Consider the following 20,048-nt stretch of genomic DNA (forward strand, 5'->3'; position numbering starts at 1 on the left):
AGCAGTGCTTCACGGGGCCGGCCGCATGGCACGAGGGTCAGTACGAGGTGCCGTACTCCCAGTGCCAGGCCTCCGGCTTGCTGCCGCCGGCCTGGGCCCAGCCCGGCAGCTTCCAGCCGTGCTTCCCGGCGTTGTCGACCATCCAGGTGTGCTCGGCCGTGCCGAACGACTCGATGCCGCCGGACAGGTCGACCGCCTGGCCGAGCCCGTGGTTCGAGGTGCCGGGCACCGCGGCAAGGGCGCCCTTGGTCGCGGCGACAGAAACCTGCTCCCCGTAGGAGCGGTACCCGTCGGTCAGGTCCAGGTTTCGGCCGAACGCCGCACGGAAGGCGCCGTTCAGGTCCTCGAGCGACGCCGCGGCGTCGCACCGCAGCTGCTCGCTCTGCGCCCAGCTCAGGTCGCAGAGCACGTTCGACGGGATCTGGCCGTTGCCGTAGCTCTTCGCGGCCTTGGCCATCTCCTTCGCCTCGGCGGCCCGGGCAGCGGCGGCTTGCCTCGCCTTCTCCGCCTCGCGCTCGGCGGCCCGGGCCGCACGGGCCTCGCGCCGCTCTTCTGCGGCTTCCTTCGCGGCGGCGATCTCCGCGGGTGTCGGGCCCGCCTTGACGGACACGACCGCGTCGCCGTCTGCCTTGGTGATGAGTCGCTGGAGCGACGTCGTCACCTTCTCGATGGCGGCTGCCGACGGCGCTGCCGTGGCGGCTGCCGTCCTCGCGCCGGACGTGGCGTCCGCATCCTTCGGGTCGGACTTCGCGTCCGCCTCCTTTGCATCCGCCTCCTTCGCGTCGGCGGTCACGTCGACCGATTCCGCGAGCGGGGTGTCGAGGATGGGGAGGTCAGTGGTGTCCTGCTCGCTGATCGCGGTGGCGCCAGTGGCAGCACCGGCCAGGTTGGTCGGCTCGGTGGCTGCTGCCTCCGGGGTCGACCCAGGAGCATCCGCTGTCTTCTCCGCGCCGGCCGCTGCCCGCTCGCTGAGCGAGATGCGCTCGACGGTCCGGGAGGCGGCCGTGGCAGGCCGGGCCTCTGCGACCGTGGTGCCGGCGGCATCGCGAGCCTTGTCCAGCATCGTCCGCAGGTCCTCGGCGGCTGCTCGGACCCGCTTGCGGTTCTTGGTGTTGAGGTCGCCCTCGCTGGTTACGTAGGCGGCATCCGTCAGGACGGCGTCCGCCTTCTCGGAGGCGGAGCGCACCTCAGGGTCGGTGACGACCGCGCTGCCGACGGCTACGCCGCCCGGCTGCGTGGACCGTTCGGCGGCGGCCGCTGTGCCTGGGGCACCGGCGGAGGCGCCGTTGTTCCCGGTGACGCTGACCGCCGCTGTGGTGGTCAGCGCGACGGAGGTGAGCGCCGCTGCGATCGCGAAGGATGAACGGCGGACCATCGAGTGGGGAGCCTGCACTGCGACGGCGGCATGTGCCCCGCGTGTGCCCGGGCGTCGCGTGCGACGGGGGGCAGAGGCGTGGTCGCCGCGCGTCAAGGACGCTCCTGACACTCGGGGGCGGGGACAAAGCGCGCCGTGCGGGGCGCGACGGGGTTCGGCGTCTGGGGCACGCTGAGCTTCCGTTCTGCGGCTGGGCACGGCATCACCGTGAGGGCTGATTCCCTCGAACGGACGGTGACGAGATGCGCCGGCTGCTGTCAGGCCACGGCGCGCGACGGGGTCGCGGGGGTCATGGCGATTGCCGCAGAGAACCGGCGCGAAGGCACTGGGGGGTGGTTCTCTGCGGCAACATTCAATGCTGGACACACGTCCAAGTGTTAGGAAACCCCCTCCGCGGAGGCGTGTCTCACAATTGGTGGGCGCAGATCGTGGGGTAGTGGTGAAGGGGCGACAACCTGGGGTGTGCGCGCTCACATTGAGGGTCACGAGGCCATGCGTGAGACTTCGGGCATGGCCCATCACGAACCGGCCGCGAACGGATCCGTGCCCACCCCCGCCGGACAGTCCGTCACCGTGTCCATCCACCGCATCGTCCGTCCCGAGCACATCCCCGAGGTCACCAGCTGGGTGCAGTCGGGCGTCAACCTCGCCAACCGCTGGGACGGGTTTCTCGGCTCGGGCTGGATCCGCGCCGCGGAGGGATCCAGCCACTGGCACATGCTCTACCGCTTCGCCGATGCCGACCGGCTCGCCGCCTGGGAGCAGTCGGCCGAGCGCCGCGAGTGGCTGGCGCAGGGCACTGGCCTCGTCGAGGAGCTGCGGTACCAGCAGCGGACGGGCATCGAGGGCTGGTTCGACGACCCGTCCCGTACCGACGAGCCCGCCGACGTCGCGGCCGCCGTGGTGCCGCCCCGGTGGAAGCAGGCGACGAGCATCTGGCTGGGGTTCTTCCCGGTGAACCTGCTCTTCACCGCCCTGTTCACCTACTTGGTGCCAGGGTGGGACGACGTGGCGCTCGTGCTCAAGGTGCTGATCTCGACGCTGATCCTGACGCCGATCATGGCCTACTGGGTGCTTCCGTGGGTGACCCGCCGCCTGCACGGCTGGCTGCACCGGACATAGAAGGTCAGGCAGTGCCCGCGACGACCCGCTGAGCGGGAGCCCGGCGCCGGCGCAGCCGGATCCCGCCGCGGCCCGGCAGCGGCGGGGCCACCGGACGGTCGGTGCGGCCGGTCAGCCAGCCGGCGAGCCGCTCGGGGCGGTCGGTGATGACGGCGTCGACGCCCGCGCCGTCGTCCGTCGAGACGAGGGTGGTCCACGCCGCAGGGTCGTTCGCCGTCCAGGACATGACGCGCAGGCCCGCTGCGTGCAGGCGCGACACCAGCCGCGGGCTGCCGGCGACCGTCGAGACCGACGGGTTGCAGGCGACGACGCGGAGCCGCTCGCACAGACGCAGCAGTCCGGGCGGGTCGAACGAGACGAGCAGCCCGCCGGGCAGGTGCGGGGCGACGTCGCGGACCGTGGCGACCGTGCCGGGCCAGAAGCTCTGCACCAGCACCCTGTTGTCGAACCCCGCCCCGGCGATCGTGGCCGTCACCCGCTCGACCTGCTCTGTGCTCCACGAGCCCTTGAGCTCGAGCAGCAGATCCGTGTCCGGGTGCCGGGCGAGCACGCCGAGCACGTCGGCGAGGGTCGGAACGTGCTGTCCCGAGAACGCGGGAGCGAAGCGCGAGCCGGCGTCCAGCCCGAGCACCTCGACCGACGTCAGTGCGGAGACCTTGCCGGTGCCGTCGGTGGTGGCGTCGACCGTCTCGTCGTGGATCACGGCGCCCACGCCGTCGGCGGTGGGCTGCAGATCGATCTCGACGGCGTCCGCGCCCGCTCGGCAGGCGGCCTCGACCGCGGCAAGCGTGTTCTGCGGGGCGACCGCGGAGTACCCGCGGTGGGCGATGACTGCTGGACGAGCGACGGTCATGCTGACCTCCGGGTCTGCGGTGCTGCTACCACGCTAGGCCGACGGCGTGACCCTTCCCAGGGTCGGCGCACGAATTCCGGGACTGTTCCGGGACAGTTCACCGCCCGGCCCCGGGAGCGCCGTGTCGGCCACTCGTGCGAAACCCATCCGATGCGCGGATTCTTGGTGCCGGGTGGTTTCATGTGCGGCATGGCCCGACCTCTCACCTCCGCCTCGGCCCGCCGCCGGGCCCGCACGGCTCTCGCTGCCGCCGCCACGCTCGTCGTGCTCGCCGGTTGCTCAGGAGGCGGCGAGGCGGACGCCGGAGCAAGCGCGCCGCCGTCGGCCGGCGCGAGCGCCACGACGTCCGCCCAGCCCGATCCCGACGCGCCCCTTGACGCGAACCAGGCGTGCGCCGCCATGTACGTCAAGGGCGACAAGACGCTCGAGGAACGCATCGGCACGGCGCTCGTCGGTGCGAGCGACGGGCTCGACGGCACGTCCGCCGACCAGATGCACGCGATGGCGATGGAGCTCGGGCGGCTCGAGTCGCGCGTGCCCGAGGAGTTCAAGAGCCCGGTCGAGCAGATCCGGGTGCCGTTCCTGCAGCTTCAGGAGGAGCTCGACCTCGCGACGGGAGCAGAGGTCGAGCTCGACGTCGCCTCGACGGTCGAGGGTCTCAAGGAGTTCCGGAAGCTCTGCTGACGGGCTCGAAGATGCCCTGGCCCGGCGTGAGCACGTGGCGCGGGTCGTACCGGGCCTTGGCGCTGCGTACCACCGGCCAGCGGTCGGCGTAGTGGTCGCGCCAGTCGGCCGGGCTCAGGTGCAGTGCGTTGACCGGGTAGCTGGTGCCGCCTGCGGCACGGACCCGGGCGTACAGCGCGTCGTTCTCGGCGATGAGGCGCTCCGCCTCGGCGTCGTCGGGCGGGCTCACCGCGCGCAGCAGCGCGAGCAGGAAGAACACCGGGCCCTCAGGGACCATCACCTGGGGCCGCGTGATCAGGGACCTGGTGGTCGGGTAGAGCAGCGCGACGCCGCCGGCGTCGGCCGGAGTGAGCGTCGTGAGGAGCTCCGTCACGATCTCGTCCGTGGCCGCGTCCGGGACGAGGACGTTCAGCCAGGGGCTGGGCAGCCGGAGCGCCTCGATCTGCTCCACGGTCTCGTAGATGCGGTTCAGCCACTCGAAATAGGTGACGTCGACGACGTCCACACCCGACGGGGTGAGGCCGGCCAGCAGGACGTCGTCGTCGGGCGGCTCGCTGGTGAACCACGCCCCGCCCTCCAGGACGAAGACGAAGCCGTCGTCGTCCGTCGGGACGAGCTGGCCCTCCAGGTAGTCGAACCGGCCGTCGGCAAGGACGGTGCGCTGGGCGGCCGTCAGGTCGGTGACCCGCGGGTACGTCAGCGTGTAGACGCGGGCCATCGTGGGCGCGGTGACGAGCCGGACCGTGGCACGCACGATGACGGCGAACTGGCCCAGCCCCCCGAGCACCGTCTCGAACAGGTCGCGCTCCTGGTCGACGGAGCAGGTCACGAGGCGGCCCTCGCCGGTGACGACCTCCAGCTCGAGCACGTTGTCCACGAGCAGACCGAAGTGCTGGGAGGCTCCGCCGATGCCGCCGACGCTCAGGGTGCCGCCCACCGACAGGCCGAGGTAGTCCGTGCTGACGGGCGGCGCGACCCCTGAAGCCAGCGCGGTACGGATCAGGTCGAGCCACTGCACACCTGCGTCGACCACCGCTCGGTCCGGCGTGATCTCGTGGATCGCGGCGAGCGTGCGGCAATCGATCACTACACCGCCGTCGGTCTGTGCCTGCCCGAACGTCGAGTGGCCCTCGCCGCGTGCGGCCACCGTGAGGCGGTGCTCGTTCGCGAAGCGCACGACGGCGACGACGTCGCGGACCGAGCCCGGCCGCAGCACTGCTCGCGGGCGCCGATGGGCCAGGTGCCCGTAGTCGGTGGCAGCCTCGGTGAGGGACTGCTCGTCCGTGACGAGCTCGCCGTCGAGGTGCGGGATCTGGATCGCCGCGGTGTTCTCCGGGAAGCTGGTGAGCCAGTGCGATGTCACCGGGTCGAACGCGACGACGGCAGCGCCTGCCAGAAATGTGCGGCGATCGAGCTGTGCCATGTGAGCCCCTCAGCGTCGGGTGGGCGTCCACGGTACCGGTCGAGGCCTGGGCGATGGTGCTCGTTCCGTGGACGTGCTGTCGGGACGGGCGTGCGGGAGGATGAGCGGCAAACTGCCTGTGGAGGCCTTGGTCCTGGTCGGACAGGCTGCTGGTCGGGCTGCCGGTGATCCAGGCAGGCCGCCGCAAGTAGTCACATACCAGGCACGCCATCGTCTGCGGGGAACGCCATGCTCCACCTATCCGGGCTGATTCCGCGGACTATGGCGTCCGACGCAGAAGATGGCGTGGCTGACTGCCGGGCACGTCCGGCCGGGAACTGCTCCTGACCTGGGGTGATGGTGGGCCCCCCGGGGATCGAACCCGGAACCCGCGGAGAAGAGGGAAGTGCCGTCCGTGAGGACTTCTGGGGCCTGGACCCGTCGCGGTGTTCCTGGTCGTTCGGGGTTGCCTCGGGCCTACGTCGCACACAACATCGCACACCGGATCGGCTGTCTGTGCGGGCCTGTGTCCCAGTCATGCTCCCAGCTCGGGGTCCCTGATCCTCCGTCATCCGTTGGCGCGGGGCACGTCTCGGACATCGGTTCTGCTGGCAGTGCAACAGGTCCCGCCCGTCCAGATCGAGGTGTGGTGGTGCTCCTGGCCGGCGGGACCTGTTGCACTGCCGGCGGGTTCGGTGTCAGGGTCCCGGTCAAGCCAATGGATGACGGAGGAGCAGGGGCACCGCGGTCCCTCGATCCTCTTGATTCTCGCGGTGCCCGCCGGAGGCATCAGGTTCGGGAGGATTGCGGGATGACGATCGGCTACTTCCAGCGTGTGCAGTGGCTCCACGACAGCCCGGAGTACCCGGTAGTCCTCTGGGCTCACGTTGTCGATGGGTGGGAGGTGCGGAAGGTCGACCAGTTCGCTGACGGGCGTCTGGCTTGGGCCGATGACGAGCACGAGTCGGGCAGTACCGGACTGGGGACGGTGCCGGTGCCGGCTCCAGAGGAGATCGGGGCAAATCCGGAGTTCGTGATCGAGGTGGTGGATCGGGAAGCGTTCGATCGGATCTGGCAGCTTGCTCGTGCCCGGGACTCGCGATGAGTTGCTAGTTGGCGAATGAGTGACGGTCTCGACTACTGGTGTCGAGACCGTTTTGTCATGCCTGGGGCCGGGAGGCGGCGGGGTGCGGTGGGGTGCGCAGAGGGCCGCTTGCGGCCCGGCGCGCGGGGCCCCATCGCGGGGCCCCGCCGGCCGGACGGCCCAGCGCGCCGGCGGCGCGCCTTGAGCCAGTAAAGAAAGTCCTCACGGGCGAGAGATCACCCGCTGGGACCGCACACGCTCCCCCAGCGACGCCCTAAGGTATTGCCGAGCGCTTCGCGCAAATGACCCACGGGTTCACTGGCCGCAGTCGCCGCAATCATGACCCTGTTGCTCTTCGATCGCTTCTCCGCAGTACTCAAGGAAGCCAGATTGGAGATCGGAGGTAGTCAGATGAACGTTTCGATTCTTCTGGGCTTGCTCGCAGACTCGTGCACGATCATCACAGCGGCGGCTGCGGCTTTTGGGTTCCCGCGCGCCCTCGGCCTATGAGCCACTGAGGGGGACGGCACGGATGGTGTCCCACTCGTACATCCGGTGGTCTCGGTGCATGCGGATCAGTGAGACCTGCGTGTACGTCGCGGTCGACGGCGCCGTCGGCTCCGCTCGGTCGAGTGCCGCGCGGATCCGAGCAGCATCGGCGTCCGCCTTGCTGTACGCCACTGAGACGTGAGCTCGGAACCCGTCCTCGGATTCCGGGCATTCTCCGAGTGCGTCGGTGATGCCGGCTCGGATGGCGCGGCGTACCTCGGCGAACGCCTCAGGATCGGCCGGCGGCAGGATCAGGGCTTCGCCCGCAATGTGAGCGCGCTGGTATGACGTCGTGATCGGCGCAAGCGTCTGCAGCCGCTCGGCAACGCGGATGGTCACGTAGTCGAGGGCCGCGACGTTGATGTCCTCGACGTGGCCGATGCCTTGCAAGGTCATGTGCAGCCACTCGTCCGGGATCGGATCGAGGGTGCCGATTGTGCTCACGGCGGCTCGGTACCGGCGCGCGAGGTCGAGCACCTCGGGCTGGTCGTCCTGGGTGATGTGCCAGGCGTAGAACCTGGTTCCGACCTGCCAGCCCGGACGCCACCACCAGTGGTTCGTCATGGTGTCGTGGTCGGCGTAGAGCGCGCTGTAGTCGGCCATCAGATGTCCGACTTCAGGGCGTCGGGGTCGGCCTCGGCCGGGATGTCGTACTCATCGATGAACGCGAGCCGGTCAGCGGGCCAGATGCTTTCGGAGACTTCGAGCGCGTCGCCGTTCTCGTCGGTCGCAGTGTGGACGATGTGCACGACGTAGGCGCCGAGTGGGAGCCCGAACGCCTCTGCTTCCTCGACAGCTGCTGGGCGCGCTATCCAGTGGTCGAGTGCGTAGGCGTATCGCCGTCCGGTGATCTCCTCGACACAGCGGAAAAGGGCCTTGGGCACCACCTTCGGGACTGCGAGGTACGTACCTGCCGCGAAGTCGGCCGGTAGGTAGGACGCGCCGATCTCTTGCAGCTCGTTCTTATCGTCGTACAGGTCGCGGCGACGCACGATCACTTCGGTCCCTGCCGCGATGCCCATTGCGGATGCGATGCGCTCGGGGGCCGGCTCCGGACCTGCGCCGACGATGTCGTGCCGGAACGTGTTGTTCATCAGGCCGGCGCGGGCACGGGCCGCCCCGTACCGGTGACGTGACCGACGCTCGAACCGCTGCGTCTCGCGGACGAACGTACCGACGCCGTGCCGCGACTCGATGAGCCCTTCGGCCCGGAGTACGCCCATCGCCTGCCGGACGGTCGGGACGCTCGTGTTGTGGTCCGCTGCGATCGCGGTCTCTGCGGGCAGCCTGCTGCCCACGGGCAGGTCTCCGGCCCTGATCTGTGCGCGGATCGCGTCTGCGATCTGGTGGTACTTCTTCGCGCGCGAGCCGCCGTCTGCCATCTCGAATCTCTCCTTGTTGACGCCTAGTGCCAAGCCACACGCCTGTGTGTGTAGCCCTACGCGTGTGTACCTACACCACTCTACGTCCTCATGAGGACTTGACCACGACCCGCAGGCGTGTTCTCCTGGTTCCACAAGGTCCTAATGAGGACCTGATGACAAGAGGAGAAGATCATGGCGATGCAGCGACGGTTCGCGGTGAACCACTCGGACGTGTTCCCGGCCGGTGTGGAGATGAAGGGTGAGGTCCAGCCGGTGGCGGACTTCAACGCTCCGAAGCGTGAGGACGGGTCGCGTCCGCAGCAGCTCGACAAGGAGACGGGCCTGCCGCTGTGGCAGGTGGTGGTGACCGACCGTGACGAGGAGGCGGGCAAGAACGAGGCCGGCGTCTCGGTGAAGATCGCCGCACGGGTGCAGCCGGTGCCGCCCTCGCCCGTGGAGGTGACGGTGCCGGGGATGGGCTCGATGACGATGCGGTTTATCGAGTTCGTCGGTCTGACGGCGCTGCCGTACGTGGACGACAACGGCAACCGGCCGCGTCTGGCGTGGTCGTACAAGGCCGATGACATCTGCGCCCCGGGCAAGGCTGACGTGGCCACGCCCGCGCGTCCCGACGCTGGTAAGGCTGCCTGATCATGGCTGCCACTGACTCCGTGGGGGCGGGGGCTTCGGTTTCCGTCCCCTCGGCGGGGGACGCACTGCGGTTCGCGGCCTACGTCGCGGAGCTGGTCGGGGATGACCGGGTCGAGTCGGTCAACTGGATAGCTGACTCCGTGCGGCCGGCGTCGAAGCGGCTTTACGTGACGGTCACCGACACCATGCACGGCGAGACGGTCGCGCACCTGCTCGGCCTCGACGTGCGTGAAGACCTGGAGCCGCTTCCCGGCTACGGCGGCCGCTCGTCCCGAGACGAAGGCTTCTCGTCGTGGTCGGGCACGTCCGGCAACGTGCCGGTGTTCCTGTCGGCCCCGCTGGCGCTAGGTGGGCTGCCGCACCGCCCCACGTACGACGACTGGTCCGAGACTGCCCCGTCTGACGGGCAGGGGGCGGCCTGATGTCCCGGGCGCAGCTCCTGGCGGCGGCAGCCGAGTACCTGTTCGCGGCCGTCAACGGCCTGGACGGTGCCGCCCGGACCCTCGACCGTGCCGGCGTCCTGGGCGGGTCGGATCAGGCCCAGCGCCTGTACCAGGGTGCCGAGTCCCTGCACACGGAGATCAGTCTCGCGGCCTCGGTCGCGCACCGGGCGGAACGGCCCGAGTTCTACGACGAGTCCGGCCGCTGGGTCGGGCGTCATGGGAAGGGACAGAGCTGATGGCACTGGATGAGACGACCCGGCAGGTCAACAAGCGCGCAATCGACGCGCTGGAAGAGGCCACCCACTGGCTCCGCGAAGCGAACTCCGACGTGGGCCTGGCGATCGACCCTTTGGAGGGCCTGAGCCGGTACACGAACGCTCATGACCCGGCCCTGGAGGAGCTGCGTGCGGTCGCTGCCCGTGTCCGTGCGGCGCGTGAGGACGTGTCGCGTCGCCTGATCGCCGAAAGCGAGGGCGAGCACTGATGGCCGGCGAGAGGCCGTGGCGGATCCAGGACGGAATCGTCGAGGCACTTCACGACGCGGTCGGCGCGGCAGAGCGTGCGGACGGGGACTGGCATCTGGTCCAGGCCCACATGATCTCGCTGGACATGGCCACGCCCCTGTACGACGACCTGTCCACAGAAGCGTTCCAGGTCGGCTCACAACTGCGTGACTTCCATCTGCGGCTGCGCCAGGCACTACGGCGCGAGAGCGAAGGAGAGAACTGATGGCACTGGACGAGACGACCCGGCAGGTCAACCTGCGCGCTATTGATGCGCTGGAGGCGGCCAACTCCCGGCTGAACGGCGCGGACAACGATGTCCTGATCGCGAGGTGGCCGCTGGAGGACCTGAGCCGGTACACCAACGCTCACGACGAGGTCTTCGAGCACCTGCAGGCCCTGCGCGCCCGGATCGCTGAGGTCCGCGAGGACCTGGCCCGCCGCATCAAGGCTGAGAGCGAAGGCACCCGCTGATGTTCACGCGACGGATCACCGAGAAGGACACCCGGGCCTGATCTCGCAGATGGGTCAGGACCTGGAAGAGACGCACGGCATGGTCCGCCGGATGCAGGCGTGGGCCGGGGAGACCGGCCTTGGCGAGCTGGCCGAGGCGTTGCGTGTCGCCGCGCGGGCCATCCATGAGGCGACCGGGACGGCTCAGGACGCCTACCGCGCCGCCACCGACAAGGAGGAGCGATGAACACCCCGACCCTGACCGGCCTACGGGCCACCCTGGATACCCGGGTCGTCTCGGCTCGTACCGCGCTCCGTACCGCCACGGTGGGGCGTGCGGGGTGGTCCGGGAAGGCGTGGCGGACCGCCGCGTGGATCGCCTACCGGGACTGGATGTTCACCCGTGGCCTGACCGTGTGGATGGCCAAGCACGCCCTCTTCGTGCTCGCCGTCGCGGTGGTCACGGTCGGCTGGTGGGGCATCCTCACCCTCGCAGAACTCCCCGGCGACCGCGTCACCGGCCCCGTCCTCCTGGCACTGGTGCTCCTGTCCCCGGGCCTGGTCCACGGCCTGTGGGCCATGGTCACCCCGCACGGCTACCTGGTCCGCATGCATGGCCGCAAGGTCCTTGCCGCGTGGCCGAAGGTCGCTACAGCCTGCGGGCTCGGTGACCGCCAGCCCGGCGGTGAGGTCCTGATCCCGAAGCTGTCCAAGATCCGCTACGAGACCGGCGCAACCATCCTGCGGATCCACACCCTGGCCGGCCAGACCCTGGACACCCTGCACCGCGCCGCACCCGCGATCACCACGACCTACAAGGCGCACGGCTTCTCCACCACGACCGTGCAGCCTGGGGTGCTGGACCTGGGGCTGTTCACCACGGCACGCATCGCCGGTTCCGTCGCCGGCCTGCCGCGTCTGGAGGCCGCATCGCCGGATGGGCTGATCGTGGGGCGTACCCGGTCCGGGCAGGTCGCCCAGCTCGTCGTCCGGGGACGGCACACCCTCGTCGTCGGGGCGACCGGCTCCGGTAAGGGCTCGGTCCTGTGGTCCGTCGTCGGTGGCCTCGCGCCGGCCGTCCACACCGGGAGCGTCGAGCTGTCCGGCCTGGACCTCAAGGGCGGGATCGAGCTGGAGATGGGCCGGTCCCTGTTTACCCGCATCGCCTACGAGTCCACCGACGCGGTCCGGGTGCTGCGGGAGCTGGTGGCCATCATGAACAAGCGCAAGGAGGCCATGCGGGGCCGTTCCCGGCTGCATGAGCCTCGTCCGGGTGACCCGCTGCACGTGCTGGTCATCGATGAGCTGGCCGACCTCATGGCCTACAGCGATTTCGAGACCCGGCGTGAGGCAGACCGGCTGATGTCCAAGGTCCTGACCCAGGGCCGCGCCCTCGGGATCTGCGTCCTGGCCTGTGTGCAGAACCCCCGCCAGGACGCCGTGGGACAGCGCAACCTCTACCCGCAGAAGATCGCCCTGCGCCTCGACTCCGACATCGAAACTGACATGGTGCTCGGCCCGGCGATGGCTCTTGCGCCGGCGCACACGATCCTGGAACCCGACCCGGGCACCGCGTACCTCGTGCGCGAAGACGGCTCTCCGGAGCTGATGCGGTTCGACTACTGGCCCGACGACCTGATCCGCGACGTCGCCCTACGGTTCGCCACACCCCGCCCCGCACATGCCCCCTCCGGCGCCCTGTCCACGTCGGACGCTGACGCGGTCAACGCCTGGACTGCTGCGGCTGCTCGACGAGGGAACACCAACACGGCCGGCAAGTCCGAGGACAACCCGGCTCCCCGGCCGCGCAAGCCTCGCGCCCCTCGCAAGCCTCGCGCACCGCGTGCGCCCCGCCCGGCTCCGGCCGCATCCACTGAGGAGGTCTCGTCATGAACCGCCCCACCGCCCGGACCGCCGTCCGGATCGCAGCCGACTCCCGCCCCGTCCTGGCGTTCACCGTCGTGTTGACGCTCGCTGTCGCTCTGGCGTCGTTCGCCCTGTCGTTCGCGTCGCTGCGAGATGCTGCGCTGTGGGGTCGAGTGCCTGAGGGTCTGGCGTTCCTCGTCCCCGTCGTCATCGATGCCTCCGTGCTCGTCTACGGCCTCGTGGCCCTGGTGCTGCGTGCCCGTGGACGGTCCTCGGCGTGGGCTTGGACGCTGATGTTCGGGTTCACGGTCGTGTCCATCGGCGCGAACGCCGCGCACGCCTACGACGTCGGCCCCGAGCTGCGCACCATCGTTGGCGTCGTGCTCGTGGCACTGGCCCCGCTGTCGGTGCTCACCTCGACGCACGCCCTGGCGTCGCTGGTCGTTGCAGACGTGCCGGCCGCGCTGCCGGAGCCTGCACCCGTGCCGGTCGCGGTCGACGCCGCTCCGGAGCCTGCGCCGGCTGCCCTCAAACCTGCCGCGCCCGTCGCTACGCCGGCCCCTGAGGCACCGCCGGCCGAACCGGAGCGCTCCCCGGTCGGTGCCGCTCCGGTCGCTCGACGCCCGCGCCTCGGTCGGGTCCGTCCGATCGCTCAGGATGCCCTGGACCTGCCTGGTCTGGCTGTGGGGGCCGACGCATGATCGCCTCCCCGGAGTCCATGCGTGGCGCCGCGTGTGCCCGACCGGAGAACCAGGATCTGCCGTGGATCGGTGAGGACGCCTCACCCCTGGCCCGGGCGCTCATGGCCCGAGTGTGTGCCTCCTGCCCGATCCTGGCCACCTGCGCCCTCGAAGCGGCCACCACGACGACCACGGCGGGCTTTTGGGCCGGCCACGACCGCACCACGTGGCGCGAGCCCACGACAGTGCAGGACACCCTGCCGGGTCTCGAACTCGGGACTGCGGCATGAGCACGGAACCGCTGAGCGCGTTCCCGGGGTTCGGGGATCACGCACCGTTGGAGGTTGGTCCCGGTGCTCTGGGGTTCGCTACCCAGACAGCTCGGGGCCGGTCCTTCCGCGGTGCCCTGCAAGCCTTCTCCGACACCGCCGCAGCGGTCGGGTACTGCTCGCACCCGGTCAAGCTCCACGGCTCCTCCATGACGATCGACACCACCACCGGTGAGGTGGTCGGGCAGTACTCGTCTGACGACGCACCCATGGGCCTCCTGTATCGCCCGTGCGGGAACCGGCGCGAGGACATCTGCCCGGCCTGCTCCCGCGTCTACGCCCGCGACACGTTCGCGATGATCCGATCCGGCCTCCTCGGCGGTAAGACGGTGCCCGAGTCGGTGGCGGACAACCCGCTCGTGTTCGCGACCCTGACCGCTCCCTCGTTCGGGCACGTCCACGGCATCCGCTCCAAGGACGGACACAAGGCCGGCGGGATGTGCCGCCCCTACGACCGCGCCAAGACCTGCGAGCACGGCCGCTCGAAGTCCTGCATGCGCGCCCACACAGAAACCGACCCCGTGGTGGGGTCGCCGCTGTGCTGGGACTGCTACGACTGGACTAGCGCCGTCGTGTGGCAGTGGCACGCCCCGGAGCTCTGGCGGCGCTTCACGATCGCGCTGCGCCGTGCCCTGGCCGGCTACCTCGGGCTGACGGACTCGGAGCTGAAGCGGTCGGCGTCGGTGCAGTACGCCAAGGTCGGGGAGTACCAGGCCCGCGGCTTGATCCACTTCCACGCCCTGGTCCGCCTCGACGGCCCTGACGGTCCCGGCACGTCCGCCCCGATCAACGGCGTCACCCTCGCTGGGCTGATCGAGAAGGCGGCACGCGGTGTCAGCGTGGAGGCTCCCCCGGTCGATGGTGCAGACGTGCCGCGCAAGCTGGCCTTCGGGTCCCAGCTCGACGCGCGGACCGTCCGCACTGGCCTACCGGACAGCCCCACCGACGACGCCCGCTCCTCCGACACCCTCGTGCCCGAACAGGTCGCCGGCTACCTCGCCAAGTACGCCACGAAGTCGACCGACGTCGACCCCGCCTCACCCCGGCCGCACCTGTCCCGCCTGACCCGGGAATGCCGGCGCCTGGCCGACCGCGCCGCCACCGCCTGCCGGATAGACGGCTGGGAACCGGAAGAGGACGAGGACGGGTGCGTGTGCGGGACGTGTGCTGAGTCGCCGTACCGGCTGCTGGCCAAGTGGGCGCACATGCTCGGCTTCCGAGGCCACTTCTCGACCAAGAGCCGGCGCTATTCCGTGACCCTGGGCCGGCTACGCACCGCCCGGGCACGCTTCGCCCGCCTCCAGGCCGACGCCCAACGCTCCGGCGAACCGCTCGACGTGGCCGACCTGGAACGCCGGCTGCTGGCTGACGACGAAGAGACAACCCTCGTTGTCGAGGGCTCGTGGTCCTACGTCGGGACCGGCTGGCCGACCAACGGCGAGAAGGAACTCGCTGAGGCTGCCGCAGCTCGAGCCCGCGAATACGCCCAGTGGAAGGCAGCACAGCGGCACGCCGGATGACACAGGACCTGACGGGGAGGGATCACTGATGAACAGCAACACAACGAGCATCACTGACCGGTTGTGGTCGGTGCAGGACGTCTCGGCATTCCTTGGCGTGCCAGTCGGAACGCTGTATGCCTGGCGGTCGGAGGGCAAGGGGCCGGACTCGCGCCGAATTGGCAAGTACGTGCGCTACCGGCCTGAGGACGTCCGCTCCTGGTTCGCGGCCCTGCCGGTCGGGATGGCGTCATGAGCCGGCGTCTGGAGCCGGGGGAGCGTGGCGAGTTCCAGTACACGGGCAAGGCGGGGAGCTTCCGCGCGTTCCAGTACTACCGGAACAACAGCGGGGACCGTCGCCGTGGTTCCGGGGTCGGGCCTACGAAGAAGGCGGCTCGTGAGGCGGCAACTCGGAACATCGATGCGGCGATGCGTACGGATGACACGTTCGGGCCGGGTGCCACGCTGGAAGATGCTGTGCGGGTCTGGCTGAAGTCGTTCCGGAGCATGGCCGACAACGGGCGTCGGAAGCGGGCAACGTACGACCAGTACGAGCGCTACGCCCGTGTCGAGATCTTCCCGGTGATCGGACGGCTTCGGTTCACCGAGCTGACTACGGGACGACTGGACGTCTTCCTGTCGGGCCTGTATGAGCGCAAGGGGTTTGCGACGGCGAAGGTGGTTCGCTCGGTCCTGAGCGGGACATGCCGCATGCTGGCTCGCCGGGATCTTCTGCCCTCTAACCCGGTGCGTGATGTCGGGCGACTGGAGCAAGGCCGACGTAAGCCACCTCGTGCGCTGACGAAGGAAGAGGCGCTGCGGTTCCTCGCTCTGCTCGACGGAAGCGAGTACGCACGGCGAAACGACCTGCCCGACCTGATGCGGTTCCTGCTGGCCACGGGGGTCCGGATCGGGGAGGCGCTGGCGCTCGAATGGCGGGACGTGGACCTCGACAACCGCGTGGTGCAGATCGACTGGACGGTCTCCAGGGTCCGGGGGCTGGGTCTCATCCGGGACAAGGTCAAGACAGAGACCTCGGAACGGACGCTGCGGCTGCCGGACTGGTGTGTGGAGCTGCTGCGCAGGAGGCACAACGACATCGCGCCTGACTCGCTGGTCTTTCCGAACTCGGTCGGCCGACTTCGCGACGTCGGGAACACGGGCAAAATGCTGCGCAAGGTGCGGGGCGATGACTTCGCCTGGGTCAAGTCCCACACGGCCCGTCGTACGGTCGCAACGCTCATGGATGGTCAAGGCCTGAGTGCTCGCACGATTGCGGATCAGCTCGGCCACGCTCGCCCGTCCATGACGCAGGACGTGTACATGGGCCGTCGGATCATGGGTGCTGTGCAGAGCCCGTTGGATGGGCTGTTTCCCCAGGTAGCGGACGGCGACGACGTCGGGAAGTCAGCATGAGCGGGATAGCGGCGTCGCACATCTCGTCGCACATCTTGGCCGGTCGTACGTCCCGCTCGGTCAGCGCGCCGATAAACGCGCTGGTCACGGCACTAAGAATGTGGGCCCCCCGGGGATCGAACCCGGAACCCGCGGATTAAAAGTCCGCTGCTCTGCCAATTGAGCTAGAGGCCCGCGTGCCCAGCTTGCGGGCGGCGCGAGAGGAAAGCCTACCGGTCCGCTCCGTTGACGCCGCAGGTCTGGGCCAGCGGGGCACCGTACGGCTTCTGCCGCTGCCTGTCACGCGCTGTCTCACCCACCGGGAGATATCGGGCTAAATGCGTCTCACGCTTGCGGTGTGGTGGTGGGCTTGGTTCGGTGGACGAGACCGCGGAGAACCAATGTGAGGAGCTCAACGTGCTCACCGTGACCGACAATGCCCGTACGGCCGTCCAGGACCTCGCTCAGCAGGCTGGCGTTCCGGTCGAGGGCGGGCTGCGCATCGCGCAGGCGTCCGGCCAGCCGGGCAACTTCGAGCTCGCGCTGGTTCCGGCCCCGCAGCCCGACGACCAGGTCGTCGACGCCTCGGGTGCCACCAACGTGTTCGTCGAGGCGCAGGCGGCCCCTGCTCTGGAGACGCTGACCCTGGACACCGACCCCGGTGCCGAGGGCCCAGGTTTCGTGCTCACGCCCAAGGCGTGACTCCTGGCGTCCTTGACCGGGCGCCGACGTATTCGACGAGCCCCCGAGACGCTGCCGGCCTGGCAGCATCTCGGGGGCTTCGTCGTCCCGGGAGGCTACAGCGCGACGCCGAGGATCCACGCGCCGCCGAGCGCCAGCGCACCCAGCGTGACCAGCAGGAACATCGCCACCCAGAACAGGCCCGCGACGCCGGTCAGCCGGGCGAGCATGTCAGCGTCGGACGTCCGGGCCCGGCCACGGGAGCGCTGCACCTGCAGCTCGAACACGGGCCGTACGGCACCGAGCAGGAGGAACCACGTGACGGCGTAGGCGACGGCGCTCTGCACGGTGGGTTCGAGGAACCAGGTGACGAACACGAGCGCGGTACCGCTGATCAGGATCGACCAGAGCCCGAACCAGTTCCGGATCTGCAGGAGGAGCAGGGCGAGGAGGACGACGAGCAGCCACAGCAGCCCGACGGCGTAGCCGAGCTTGAGGAGCCACGCGGCACCGAGGCCGATGATGCCTGGCCCCACGTAGCCGGCGAATGCCGTGATGACCATGCCGGGGCCGCGAGGCTTGCCGCGCGACACCGTGAGGCCGGAGGTGTCGGAGTGCAACCGGATGCCCTCGAGCTTGCGGCCCGTGAGCAGCGCGCCGAGGCCGTGCGACGCCTCGTGGGCGATGGTGATGACGTGCCGGGTCACGTGCCACAGGGGCCGGAACAGCACGACGACCAGGGCGACCGCGCACATGCCGAGCACCATGAGCTGCGACGGTGCTTCGACAGGGGTGACCGCGTTGGTCCAGATGGTGCCGAGCACGTCGCCGATGGCGGCGAACGGTCCGGCGGAGCTGGTCGCTGCGGGAATCATGCGCCACATAGAACCACACCGAACGTGACGTGTGCCGCAGCCACGGTCCCGGCGGACGTGAGAGACTGGGCGGTCGTGGGCGGTTTTAGCTGCCCGACGTCGTGGCCCCGGCCCGGGTTAGCACCCCAGCCGCCGGTGTGAGCACGGCGGACCACCGGCGCGATACGCGCCGCCACCGAGCCCGAGAGGCCCATCCCTTTGACTACCTTTGCCGACCTCGGTCTGCCCGCGCCCGTTCTGCGCGTTTTGACAGACCGCGGCATCACCTCGCCGTTCCCTATCCAGACGGCATCCCTGCCGGACTCCCTCGCCGGTCGTGACGTGCTCGGCCGCGGCCGCACCGGCTCCGGCAAGACGCTCGCGTTCGCCCTGCCGGTCGTGACGCGTCTCGCGACGTCCGTGGCGCGGTCCGCCGCGTCGGGACAGCAGCGCCGTGCGGCGGGCCGCCCTCGCGCGCTGATCCTTGCTCCCACTCGTGAGCTCGCGAACCAGATCGACGCGTCGATCGAGCCGCTGGCGCAAGCCCTCGGCCTGAAGACCACCACGATCTTCGGCGGCGTGGCGCAGTCGCGCCAGGTCACCGCGCTCAACGCGGGCGTCGACATCGTCATCGCCTGCCCCGGCCGGCTCGAGGACCTCCTCGGCCAGCGCCACCTCGCGCTCGACGACGTCGAGATCACCGTGCTCGACGAGGCCGACCACATGGCCGACCTCGGGTTCCTGCCCGGCGTGAAGCGCATCCTCGACCGTACGTCCTCGCGGACCCAGCGCCTGCTGTTCTCGGCGACGTTGGACAACGGCGTCGACGTGCTCGTCAAGCGCTACCTGAACCAGCCGGTCACCCACTCGGTGGACGACGCCGCCGCGCCGCCGCCGCTGATGACCCACCACATCCTCGCCGTGGCCGACAAGGACGTGAAGAAGAACGTGGTGCACCAGCTCGCGCAGGGCACCGGCCGCCGCGTGCTGTTCATGCGGACCAAGCACCAGGCGAAGAAGCTCGCCAAGCAGCTCACCGCCGCGGGCGTACCCGCCGTCGACCTGCACGGCAACCTCGGTCAGGGCGCGCGCGAGCGTAACCTCGCAGCGTTCTCGTCGGGTGACGTCCGGGTGCTGGTGGCGACGGACATCGCCGCACGCGGCATCCACGTGGACGACATCGAGCTCGTTGTGCACGTGGACCCGCCCGCCGAGCACAAGGCGTACCTCCACCGCTCCGGGCGGACGGCGCGCGCCGGGTCCGGCGGCGACGTCGTGACCATCATGCTGCCGGAGGAGCGCGGCGACGTGCGTGACCTGACCCGCAAGGCGAAGATCACCGCCCGCCCCCAGGACGTCCGCCCCGGCGATGCGACAGTGACCAGCCTGGTCGGCGAGGTCGCGCCGTACGTGGAGTACGTGCCGCCGGCCCCGCAGCCGCAGGGCCGTCAGGGTCAGCCCAGGAAGCAGGGTGGGCGCTCGCGCTCCGGCGGCCAGGGCTCGGGCCAGGGCGCGAGCCAGGCCGGCCAGAGCGCCGGCGGCGGTCGCCAGGGCCAGCCGCGCAGCCAGGGCACGGGTCAGGCTGCCGGGCAGCGCGGGGGCGGTCGCCCGGCGTCGGGCGGCAGCGCGCGGGCCGCTGACCACTTCCCGAGGACGGACGGCGCAGCAGCGCCCCGCCGTCGTCGGCGCGGTGGTCGTGGACGCGGCGCCGGCACGAACGTCTCGGCCGCGAGCTAGCGGTACGACAGGTCAGGCCCGCAGGTCACTCCGGTGAACTGCGGGCCTGACTCGTTCCCGGCCCGTCCCGGGACGGGAACACTGTGGACCGGCACAAGGTTGGTATGCGCGGAGGTGTCTTTATGACGTACAAGATCTCGAAGTCCGACCAGGAGTGGCGTGAGCAGCTCTCGTCCCAGGAATATGCCGTGCTGCGGCAGGCGGGGACCGAGCGGGCATGGACGGGCGAGCTGCTCGACGAGAAGCGCGCCGGCGTCTACCGGTGTCGTGCGTGTTCGGCCGAGCTGTTCCGGTCGGACACCAAGTTCGACTCGCACTGCGGCTGGCCGTCGTTCTACAGCCCGCTCGCGGGCGACTCCGTCGAGCTGATCGAGGACCGTTCGCTCGGCATGGTGCGCACCGAGGTGCGCTGCGCCGCCTGCGGCTCCCACCTGGGGCACGTCTTCGACGACGCGCCGCAGACGCCGACCGGCGACCGGTTCTGCATGAACTCGGTGAGCCTCACGTTCGAGGAGAGCTGAGGA

At 70.0% G+C, this 20,048-nt stretch carries 25 protein-coding genes and 1 tRNA gene; 19 read left to right on the forward strand and 7 right to left on the reverse strand.

What is annotated here, in order from left to right; genetic code table 11:
- Nucleotides 1–37 precede the first annotated feature (37 nt).
- On the reverse strand, nucleotides 38–1,375 hold the full coding sequence (locus ACFS27_RS12440) for a M15 family metallopeptidase (RefSeq protein WP_377183356.1): 1,338 nt from the start codon (nucleotides 1,373–1,375) through the stop codon (nucleotides 38–40).
- A 510-nt stretch (nucleotides 1,376–1,885) separates the two neighbouring features.
- Between ACFS27_RS12440 and ACFS27_RS12445 the strand changes: the two genes are divergently transcribed.
- Complete coding sequence (locus tag ACFS27_RS12445; protein ID WP_377183358.1) at nucleotides 1,886–2,497, forward strand: antibiotic biosynthesis monooxygenase; 612 nt, start codon at nucleotides 1,886–1,888, stop codon at nucleotides 2,495–2,497.
- 4 nt (nucleotides 2,498–2,501) lie between these two features.
- Here ACFS27_RS12445 and ACFS27_RS12450 read toward each other — a convergent pair whose 3' ends face one another.
- On the reverse strand, nucleotides 2,502–3,350 hold the full coding sequence (locus ACFS27_RS12450) for a glycerophosphodiester phosphodiesterase (RefSeq protein WP_377183360.1): 849 nt from the start codon (nucleotides 3,348–3,350) through the stop codon (nucleotides 2,502–2,504).
- Between the two features lie 189 nt (nucleotides 3,351–3,539).
- Between ACFS27_RS12450 and ACFS27_RS12455 the strand changes: the two genes are divergently transcribed.
- Nucleotides 3,540–4,034 carry a hypothetical protein gene (locus tag ACFS27_RS12455; protein WP_377183362.1) on the forward strand — a complete coding sequence of 165 codons (495 nt, stop codon included), beginning with the start codon at nucleotides 3,540–3,542 and terminating at the stop codon, nucleotides 4,032–4,034.
- Here ACFS27_RS12455 and ACFS27_RS12460 read toward each other — a convergent pair.
- On the reverse strand, nucleotides 4,009–5,457 hold the full coding sequence (locus tag ACFS27_RS12460) for an FAD-binding protein (RefSeq protein WP_377183364.1): 1,449 nt from the start codon (nucleotides 5,455–5,457) through the stop codon (nucleotides 4,009–4,011). The two genes, ACFS27_RS12455 and ACFS27_RS12460, sit on opposite strands and share 26 nt — an antisense overlap.
- A gap of 790 nt (nucleotides 5,458–6,247) precedes the next feature.
- Between ACFS27_RS12460 and ACFS27_RS12465 the strand changes: the two genes are divergently transcribed.
- Nucleotides 6,248–6,541, forward strand: a complete 294-nt coding sequence (locus ACFS27_RS12465; RefSeq protein WP_377183366.1) for a DUF6881 domain-containing protein — start codon at nucleotides 6,248–6,250, stop codon at nucleotides 6,539–6,541.
- A 483-nt stretch (nucleotides 6,542–7,024) separates the two neighbouring features.
- On the opposite strand, the gene ACFS27_RS12470 is transcribed toward ACFS27_RS12465, so the two are convergent.
- Both ACFS27_RS12470 and ACFS27_RS12475 read right to left on the reverse strand, forming a co-directional pair.
- Entirely contained in the window at nucleotides 7,025–7,672 is a 648-nt protein-coding gene (locus ACFS27_RS12470) for a 2'-5' RNA ligase family protein (protein WP_377183368.1), read from the reverse strand.
- The gene (locus tag ACFS27_RS12475; protein WP_377183370.1) at nucleotides 7,672–8,451 is read right to left on the reverse strand and encodes a GntR family transcriptional regulator; all 780 of its coding nucleotides are present in this window, start codon (nucleotides 8,449–8,451) and stop codon (nucleotides 7,672–7,674) included. The genes ACFS27_RS12470 and ACFS27_RS12475 overlap by 1 nt, the downstream gene beginning before the upstream one ends.
- Nucleotides 8,452–8,625: 174 nt before the next feature.
- Here ACFS27_RS12475 and ACFS27_RS12480 point away from each other — a divergent pair, with 174 nt between their 5' ends.
- The 13 genes from ACFS27_RS12480 to ACFS27_RS12540 all read left to right on the forward strand — a co-directional run bounded on the left by ACFS27_RS12480 (nucleotide 8,626) and on the right by ACFS27_RS12540 (nucleotide 16,273).
- The gene (locus ACFS27_RS12480) at nucleotides 8,626–9,084 is read left to right on the forward strand and encodes a plasmid replication, integration and excision activator (RefSeq protein ID WP_377183372.1); all 459 of its coding nucleotides are present in this window, start codon (nucleotides 8,626–8,628) and stop codon (nucleotides 9,082–9,084) included.
- Between the two features lie 2 nt (nucleotides 9,085–9,086).
- Nucleotides 9,087–9,506, forward strand: a complete 420-nt coding sequence (locus tag ACFS27_RS12485) for a hypothetical protein (RefSeq protein ID WP_377183374.1) — start codon at nucleotides 9,087–9,089, stop codon at nucleotides 9,504–9,506.
- Nucleotides 9,506–9,763, forward strand: a complete 258-nt coding sequence (locus tag ACFS27_RS12490; RefSeq protein ID WP_377183376.1) for a hypothetical protein — start codon at nucleotides 9,506–9,508, stop codon at nucleotides 9,761–9,763. The genes ACFS27_RS12485 and ACFS27_RS12490 overlap by 1 nt, the downstream gene beginning before the upstream one ends.
- Nucleotides 9,763–10,011 (forward strand): hypothetical protein, encoded by a 249-nt coding sequence (locus ACFS27_RS12495; protein ID WP_377183378.1) that lies wholly within the window; start codon nucleotides 9,763–9,765, stop codon nucleotides 10,009–10,011. The genes ACFS27_RS12490 and ACFS27_RS12495 overlap by 1 nt, the downstream gene beginning before the upstream one ends.
- Nucleotides 10,011–10,256, forward strand: coding sequence for a hypothetical protein (locus tag ACFS27_RS12500; protein WP_377183380.1), 246 nt, complete (start codon nucleotides 10,011–10,013; stop codon nucleotides 10,254–10,256). Before ACFS27_RS12495 ends, ACFS27_RS12500 begins: the two co-directional genes overlap by 1 nt.
- Nucleotides 10,256–10,504 (forward strand): hypothetical protein, encoded by a 249-nt coding sequence (locus tag ACFS27_RS12505; RefSeq protein ID WP_377183382.1) that lies wholly within the window; start codon nucleotides 10,256–10,258, stop codon nucleotides 10,502–10,504. Before ACFS27_RS12500 ends, ACFS27_RS12505 begins: the two co-directional genes overlap by 1 nt.
- Before the next feature lie 49 nt (nucleotides 10,505–10,553).
- Nucleotides 10,554–10,730 (forward strand): hypothetical protein, encoded by a 177-nt coding sequence (locus ACFS27_RS12510; RefSeq protein ID WP_377183384.1) that lies wholly within the window; start codon nucleotides 10,554–10,556, stop codon nucleotides 10,728–10,730.
- Nucleotides 10,727–12,376: an FtsK/SpoIIIE domain-containing protein gene (locus tag ACFS27_RS12515; protein ID WP_377183386.1), complete on the forward strand. Its 1,650-nt coding sequence runs from the start codon at nucleotides 10,727–10,729 to the stop codon at nucleotides 12,374–12,376. The genes ACFS27_RS12510 and ACFS27_RS12515 overlap by 4 nt, the downstream gene beginning before the upstream one ends.
- Nucleotides 12,373–13,050, forward strand: coding sequence for a DUF2637 domain-containing protein (locus ACFS27_RS12520; RefSeq protein ID WP_377183388.1), 678 nt, complete (start codon nucleotides 12,373–12,375; stop codon nucleotides 13,048–13,050). The genes ACFS27_RS12515 and ACFS27_RS12520 overlap by 4 nt, the downstream gene beginning before the upstream one ends.
- Complete coding sequence (locus ACFS27_RS12525; RefSeq protein ID WP_377183390.1) at nucleotides 13,047–13,319, forward strand: WhiB family transcriptional regulator; 273 nt, start codon at nucleotides 13,047–13,049, stop codon at nucleotides 13,317–13,319. The genes ACFS27_RS12520 and ACFS27_RS12525 overlap by 4 nt, the downstream gene beginning before the upstream one ends.
- Entirely contained in the window at nucleotides 13,316–14,878 is a 1,563-nt protein-coding gene (locus tag ACFS27_RS12530) for a replication initiator (protein WP_377183392.1), read from the forward strand. Before ACFS27_RS12525 ends, ACFS27_RS12530 begins: the two co-directional genes overlap by 4 nt.
- Nucleotides 14,879–14,906: 28 nt before the next feature.
- Complete coding sequence (locus ACFS27_RS12535) at nucleotides 14,907–15,113, forward strand: helix-turn-helix transcriptional regulator (RefSeq protein WP_377183394.1); 207 nt, start codon at nucleotides 14,907–14,909, stop codon at nucleotides 15,111–15,113.
- 173 nt (nucleotides 15,114–15,286) lie between these two features.
- On the forward strand, nucleotides 15,287–16,273 hold the full coding sequence (locus ACFS27_RS12540; RefSeq protein ID WP_377183396.1) for a tyrosine-type recombinase/integrase: 987 nt from the start codon (nucleotides 15,287–15,289) through the stop codon (nucleotides 16,271–16,273).
- A 101-nt stretch (nucleotides 16,274–16,374) separates the two neighbouring features.
- On the opposite strand, the gene ACFS27_RS12545 is transcribed toward ACFS27_RS12540, so the two are convergent.
- A tRNA-Lys gene (locus tag ACFS27_RS12545) sits at nucleotides 16,375–16,447 on the reverse strand.
- Between the two features lie 222 nt (nucleotides 16,448–16,669).
- On the opposite strand from ACFS27_RS12545, the gene ACFS27_RS12550 reads away from it, so the two are divergent.
- A complete protein-coding gene (locus ACFS27_RS12550; RefSeq protein ID WP_129782914.1) occupies nucleotides 16,670–16,954 on the forward strand; it encodes an iron-sulfur cluster biosynthesis family protein in 285 nt (94 codons plus the stop codon).
- A 95-nt stretch (nucleotides 16,955–17,049) separates the two neighbouring features.
- Here the strand turns inward: ACFS27_RS12550 and ACFS27_RS12555 are convergent, their stop codons facing one another.
- Nucleotides 17,050–17,817: a M50 family metallopeptidase gene (locus ACFS27_RS12555; protein ID WP_377183398.1), complete on the reverse strand. Its 768-nt coding sequence runs from the start codon at nucleotides 17,815–17,817 to the stop codon at nucleotides 17,050–17,052.
- A 189-nt stretch (nucleotides 17,818–18,006) separates the two neighbouring features.
- Here ACFS27_RS12555 and ACFS27_RS12560 point away from each other — a divergent pair, with 189 nt between their 5' ends.
- The gene (locus tag ACFS27_RS12560; protein ID WP_377183400.1) at nucleotides 18,007–19,524 is read left to right on the forward strand and encodes a DEAD/DEAH box helicase; all 1,518 of its coding nucleotides are present in this window, start codon (nucleotides 18,007–18,009) and stop codon (nucleotides 19,522–19,524) included.
- Between the two features lie 122 nt (nucleotides 19,525–19,646).
- On the forward strand, nucleotides 19,647–20,045 hold the full coding sequence (gene msrB, locus ACFS27_RS12565; RefSeq protein ID WP_377183403.1) for a peptide-methionine (R)-S-oxide reductase MsrB: 399 nt from the start codon (nucleotides 19,647–19,649) through the stop codon (nucleotides 20,043–20,045).
- Nucleotides 20,046–20,048 lie beyond the last annotated feature (3 nt).

The sequence above is a fragment of the Promicromonospora vindobonensis genome (assembly GCF_042685865.1).
In the GTDB taxonomy this organism is placed as follows: domain Bacteria; phylum Actinomycetota; class Actinomycetes; order Actinomycetales; family Cellulomonadaceae; genus Promicromonospora; species Promicromonospora vindobonensis.

What these genes read in the sequence shown, in the direction of transcription:
- ACFS27_RS12485 (WP_377183374.1), top strand. Translation starts at nt 9,087, where the DNA reads ATGGCTGCCACTGACTCCGTGGGGGCGGGGGCTTCGGTTTCCGTCCCC.
- ACFS27_RS12515 (WP_377183386.1), top strand. Translation starts at nt 10,727, where the DNA reads ATGAACACCCCGACCCTGACCGGCCTACGGGCCACCCTGGATACCCGG.
- ACFS27_RS12450 (WP_377183360.1), bottom strand. Translation starts at nt 3,350, where the DNA reads ATGACCGTCGCTCGTCCAGCAGTCATCGCCCACCGCGGGTACTCCGCG.
- ACFS27_RS12530 (WP_377183392.1), top strand. Translation starts at nt 13,316, where the DNA reads ATGAGCACGGAACCGCTGAGCGCGTTCCCGGGGTTCGGGGATCACGCA.
- ACFS27_RS12445 (WP_377183358.1), top strand. Translation starts at nt 1,886, where the DNA reads ATGGCCCATCACGAACCGGCCGCGAACGGATCCGTGCCCACCCCCGCC.
- ACFS27_RS12455 (WP_377183362.1), top strand. Translation starts at nt 3,540, where the DNA reads ATGGCCCGACCTCTCACCTCCGCCTCGGCCCGCCGCCGGGCCCGCACG.
- ACFS27_RS12540 (WP_377183396.1), top strand. Translation starts at nt 15,287, where the DNA reads ATGCGTACGGATGACACGTTCGGGCCGGGTGCCACGCTGGAAGATGCT.
- ACFS27_RS12465 (WP_377183366.1), top strand. Translation starts at nt 6,248, where the DNA reads ATGACGATCGGCTACTTCCAGCGTGTGCAGTGGCTCCACGACAGCCCG.
- ACFS27_RS12535 (WP_377183394.1), top strand. Translation starts at nt 14,907, where the DNA reads ATGAACAGCAACACAACGAGCATCACTGACCGGTTGTGGTCGGTGCAG.
- ACFS27_RS12470 (WP_377183368.1), bottom strand. Translation starts at nt 7,672, where the DNA reads ATGGCCGACTACAGCGCGCTCTACGCCGACCACGACACCATGACGAAC.
- ACFS27_RS12525 (WP_377183390.1), top strand. Translation starts at nt 13,047, where the DNA reads ATGATCGCCTCCCCGGAGTCCATGCGTGGCGCCGCGTGTGCCCGACCG.
- ACFS27_RS12440 (WP_377183356.1), bottom strand. Translation starts at nt 1,375, where the DNA reads ATGGTCCGCCGTTCATCCTTCGCGATCGCAGCGGCGCTCACCTCCGTC.
- ACFS27_RS12500 (WP_377183380.1), top strand. Translation starts at nt 10,011, where the DNA reads ATGGCCGGCGAGAGGCCGTGGCGGATCCAGGACGGAATCGTCGAGGCA.
- ACFS27_RS12460 (WP_377183364.1), bottom strand. Translation starts at nt 5,457, where the DNA reads ATGGCACAGCTCGATCGCCGCACATTTCTGGCAGGCGCTGCCGTCGTC.
- ACFS27_RS12490 (WP_377183376.1), top strand. Translation starts at nt 9,506, where the DNA reads ATGTCCCGGGCGCAGCTCCTGGCGGCGGCAGCCGAGTACCTGTTCGCG.
- msrB (WP_377183403.1), top strand. Translation starts at nt 19,647, where the DNA reads ATGACGTACAAGATCTCGAAGTCCGACCAGGAGTGGCGTGAGCAGCTC.
- ACFS27_RS12555 (WP_377183398.1), bottom strand. Translation starts at nt 17,817, where the DNA reads ATGTGGCGCATGATTCCCGCAGCGACCAGCTCCGCCGGACCGTTCGCC.
- ACFS27_RS12520 (WP_377183388.1), top strand. Translation starts at nt 12,373, where the DNA reads ATGAACCGCCCCACCGCCCGGACCGCCGTCCGGATCGCAGCCGACTCC.
- ACFS27_RS12480 (WP_377183372.1), top strand. Translation starts at nt 8,626, where the DNA reads ATGGCGATGCAGCGACGGTTCGCGGTGAACCACTCGGACGTGTTCCCG.
- ACFS27_RS12475 (WP_377183370.1), bottom strand. Translation starts at nt 8,451, where the DNA reads ATGGCAGACGGCGGCTCGCGCGCGAAGAAGTACCACCAGATCGCAGAC.
- ACFS27_RS12495 (WP_377183378.1), top strand. Translation starts at nt 9,763, where the DNA reads ATGGCACTGGATGAGACGACCCGGCAGGTCAACAAGCGCGCAATCGAC.
- ACFS27_RS12510 (WP_377183384.1), top strand. Translation starts at nt 10,554, where the DNA reads ATGGGTCAGGACCTGGAAGAGACGCACGGCATGGTCCGCCGGATGCAG.
- ACFS27_RS12505 (WP_377183382.1), top strand. Translation starts at nt 10,256, where the DNA reads ATGGCACTGGACGAGACGACCCGGCAGGTCAACCTGCGCGCTATTGAT.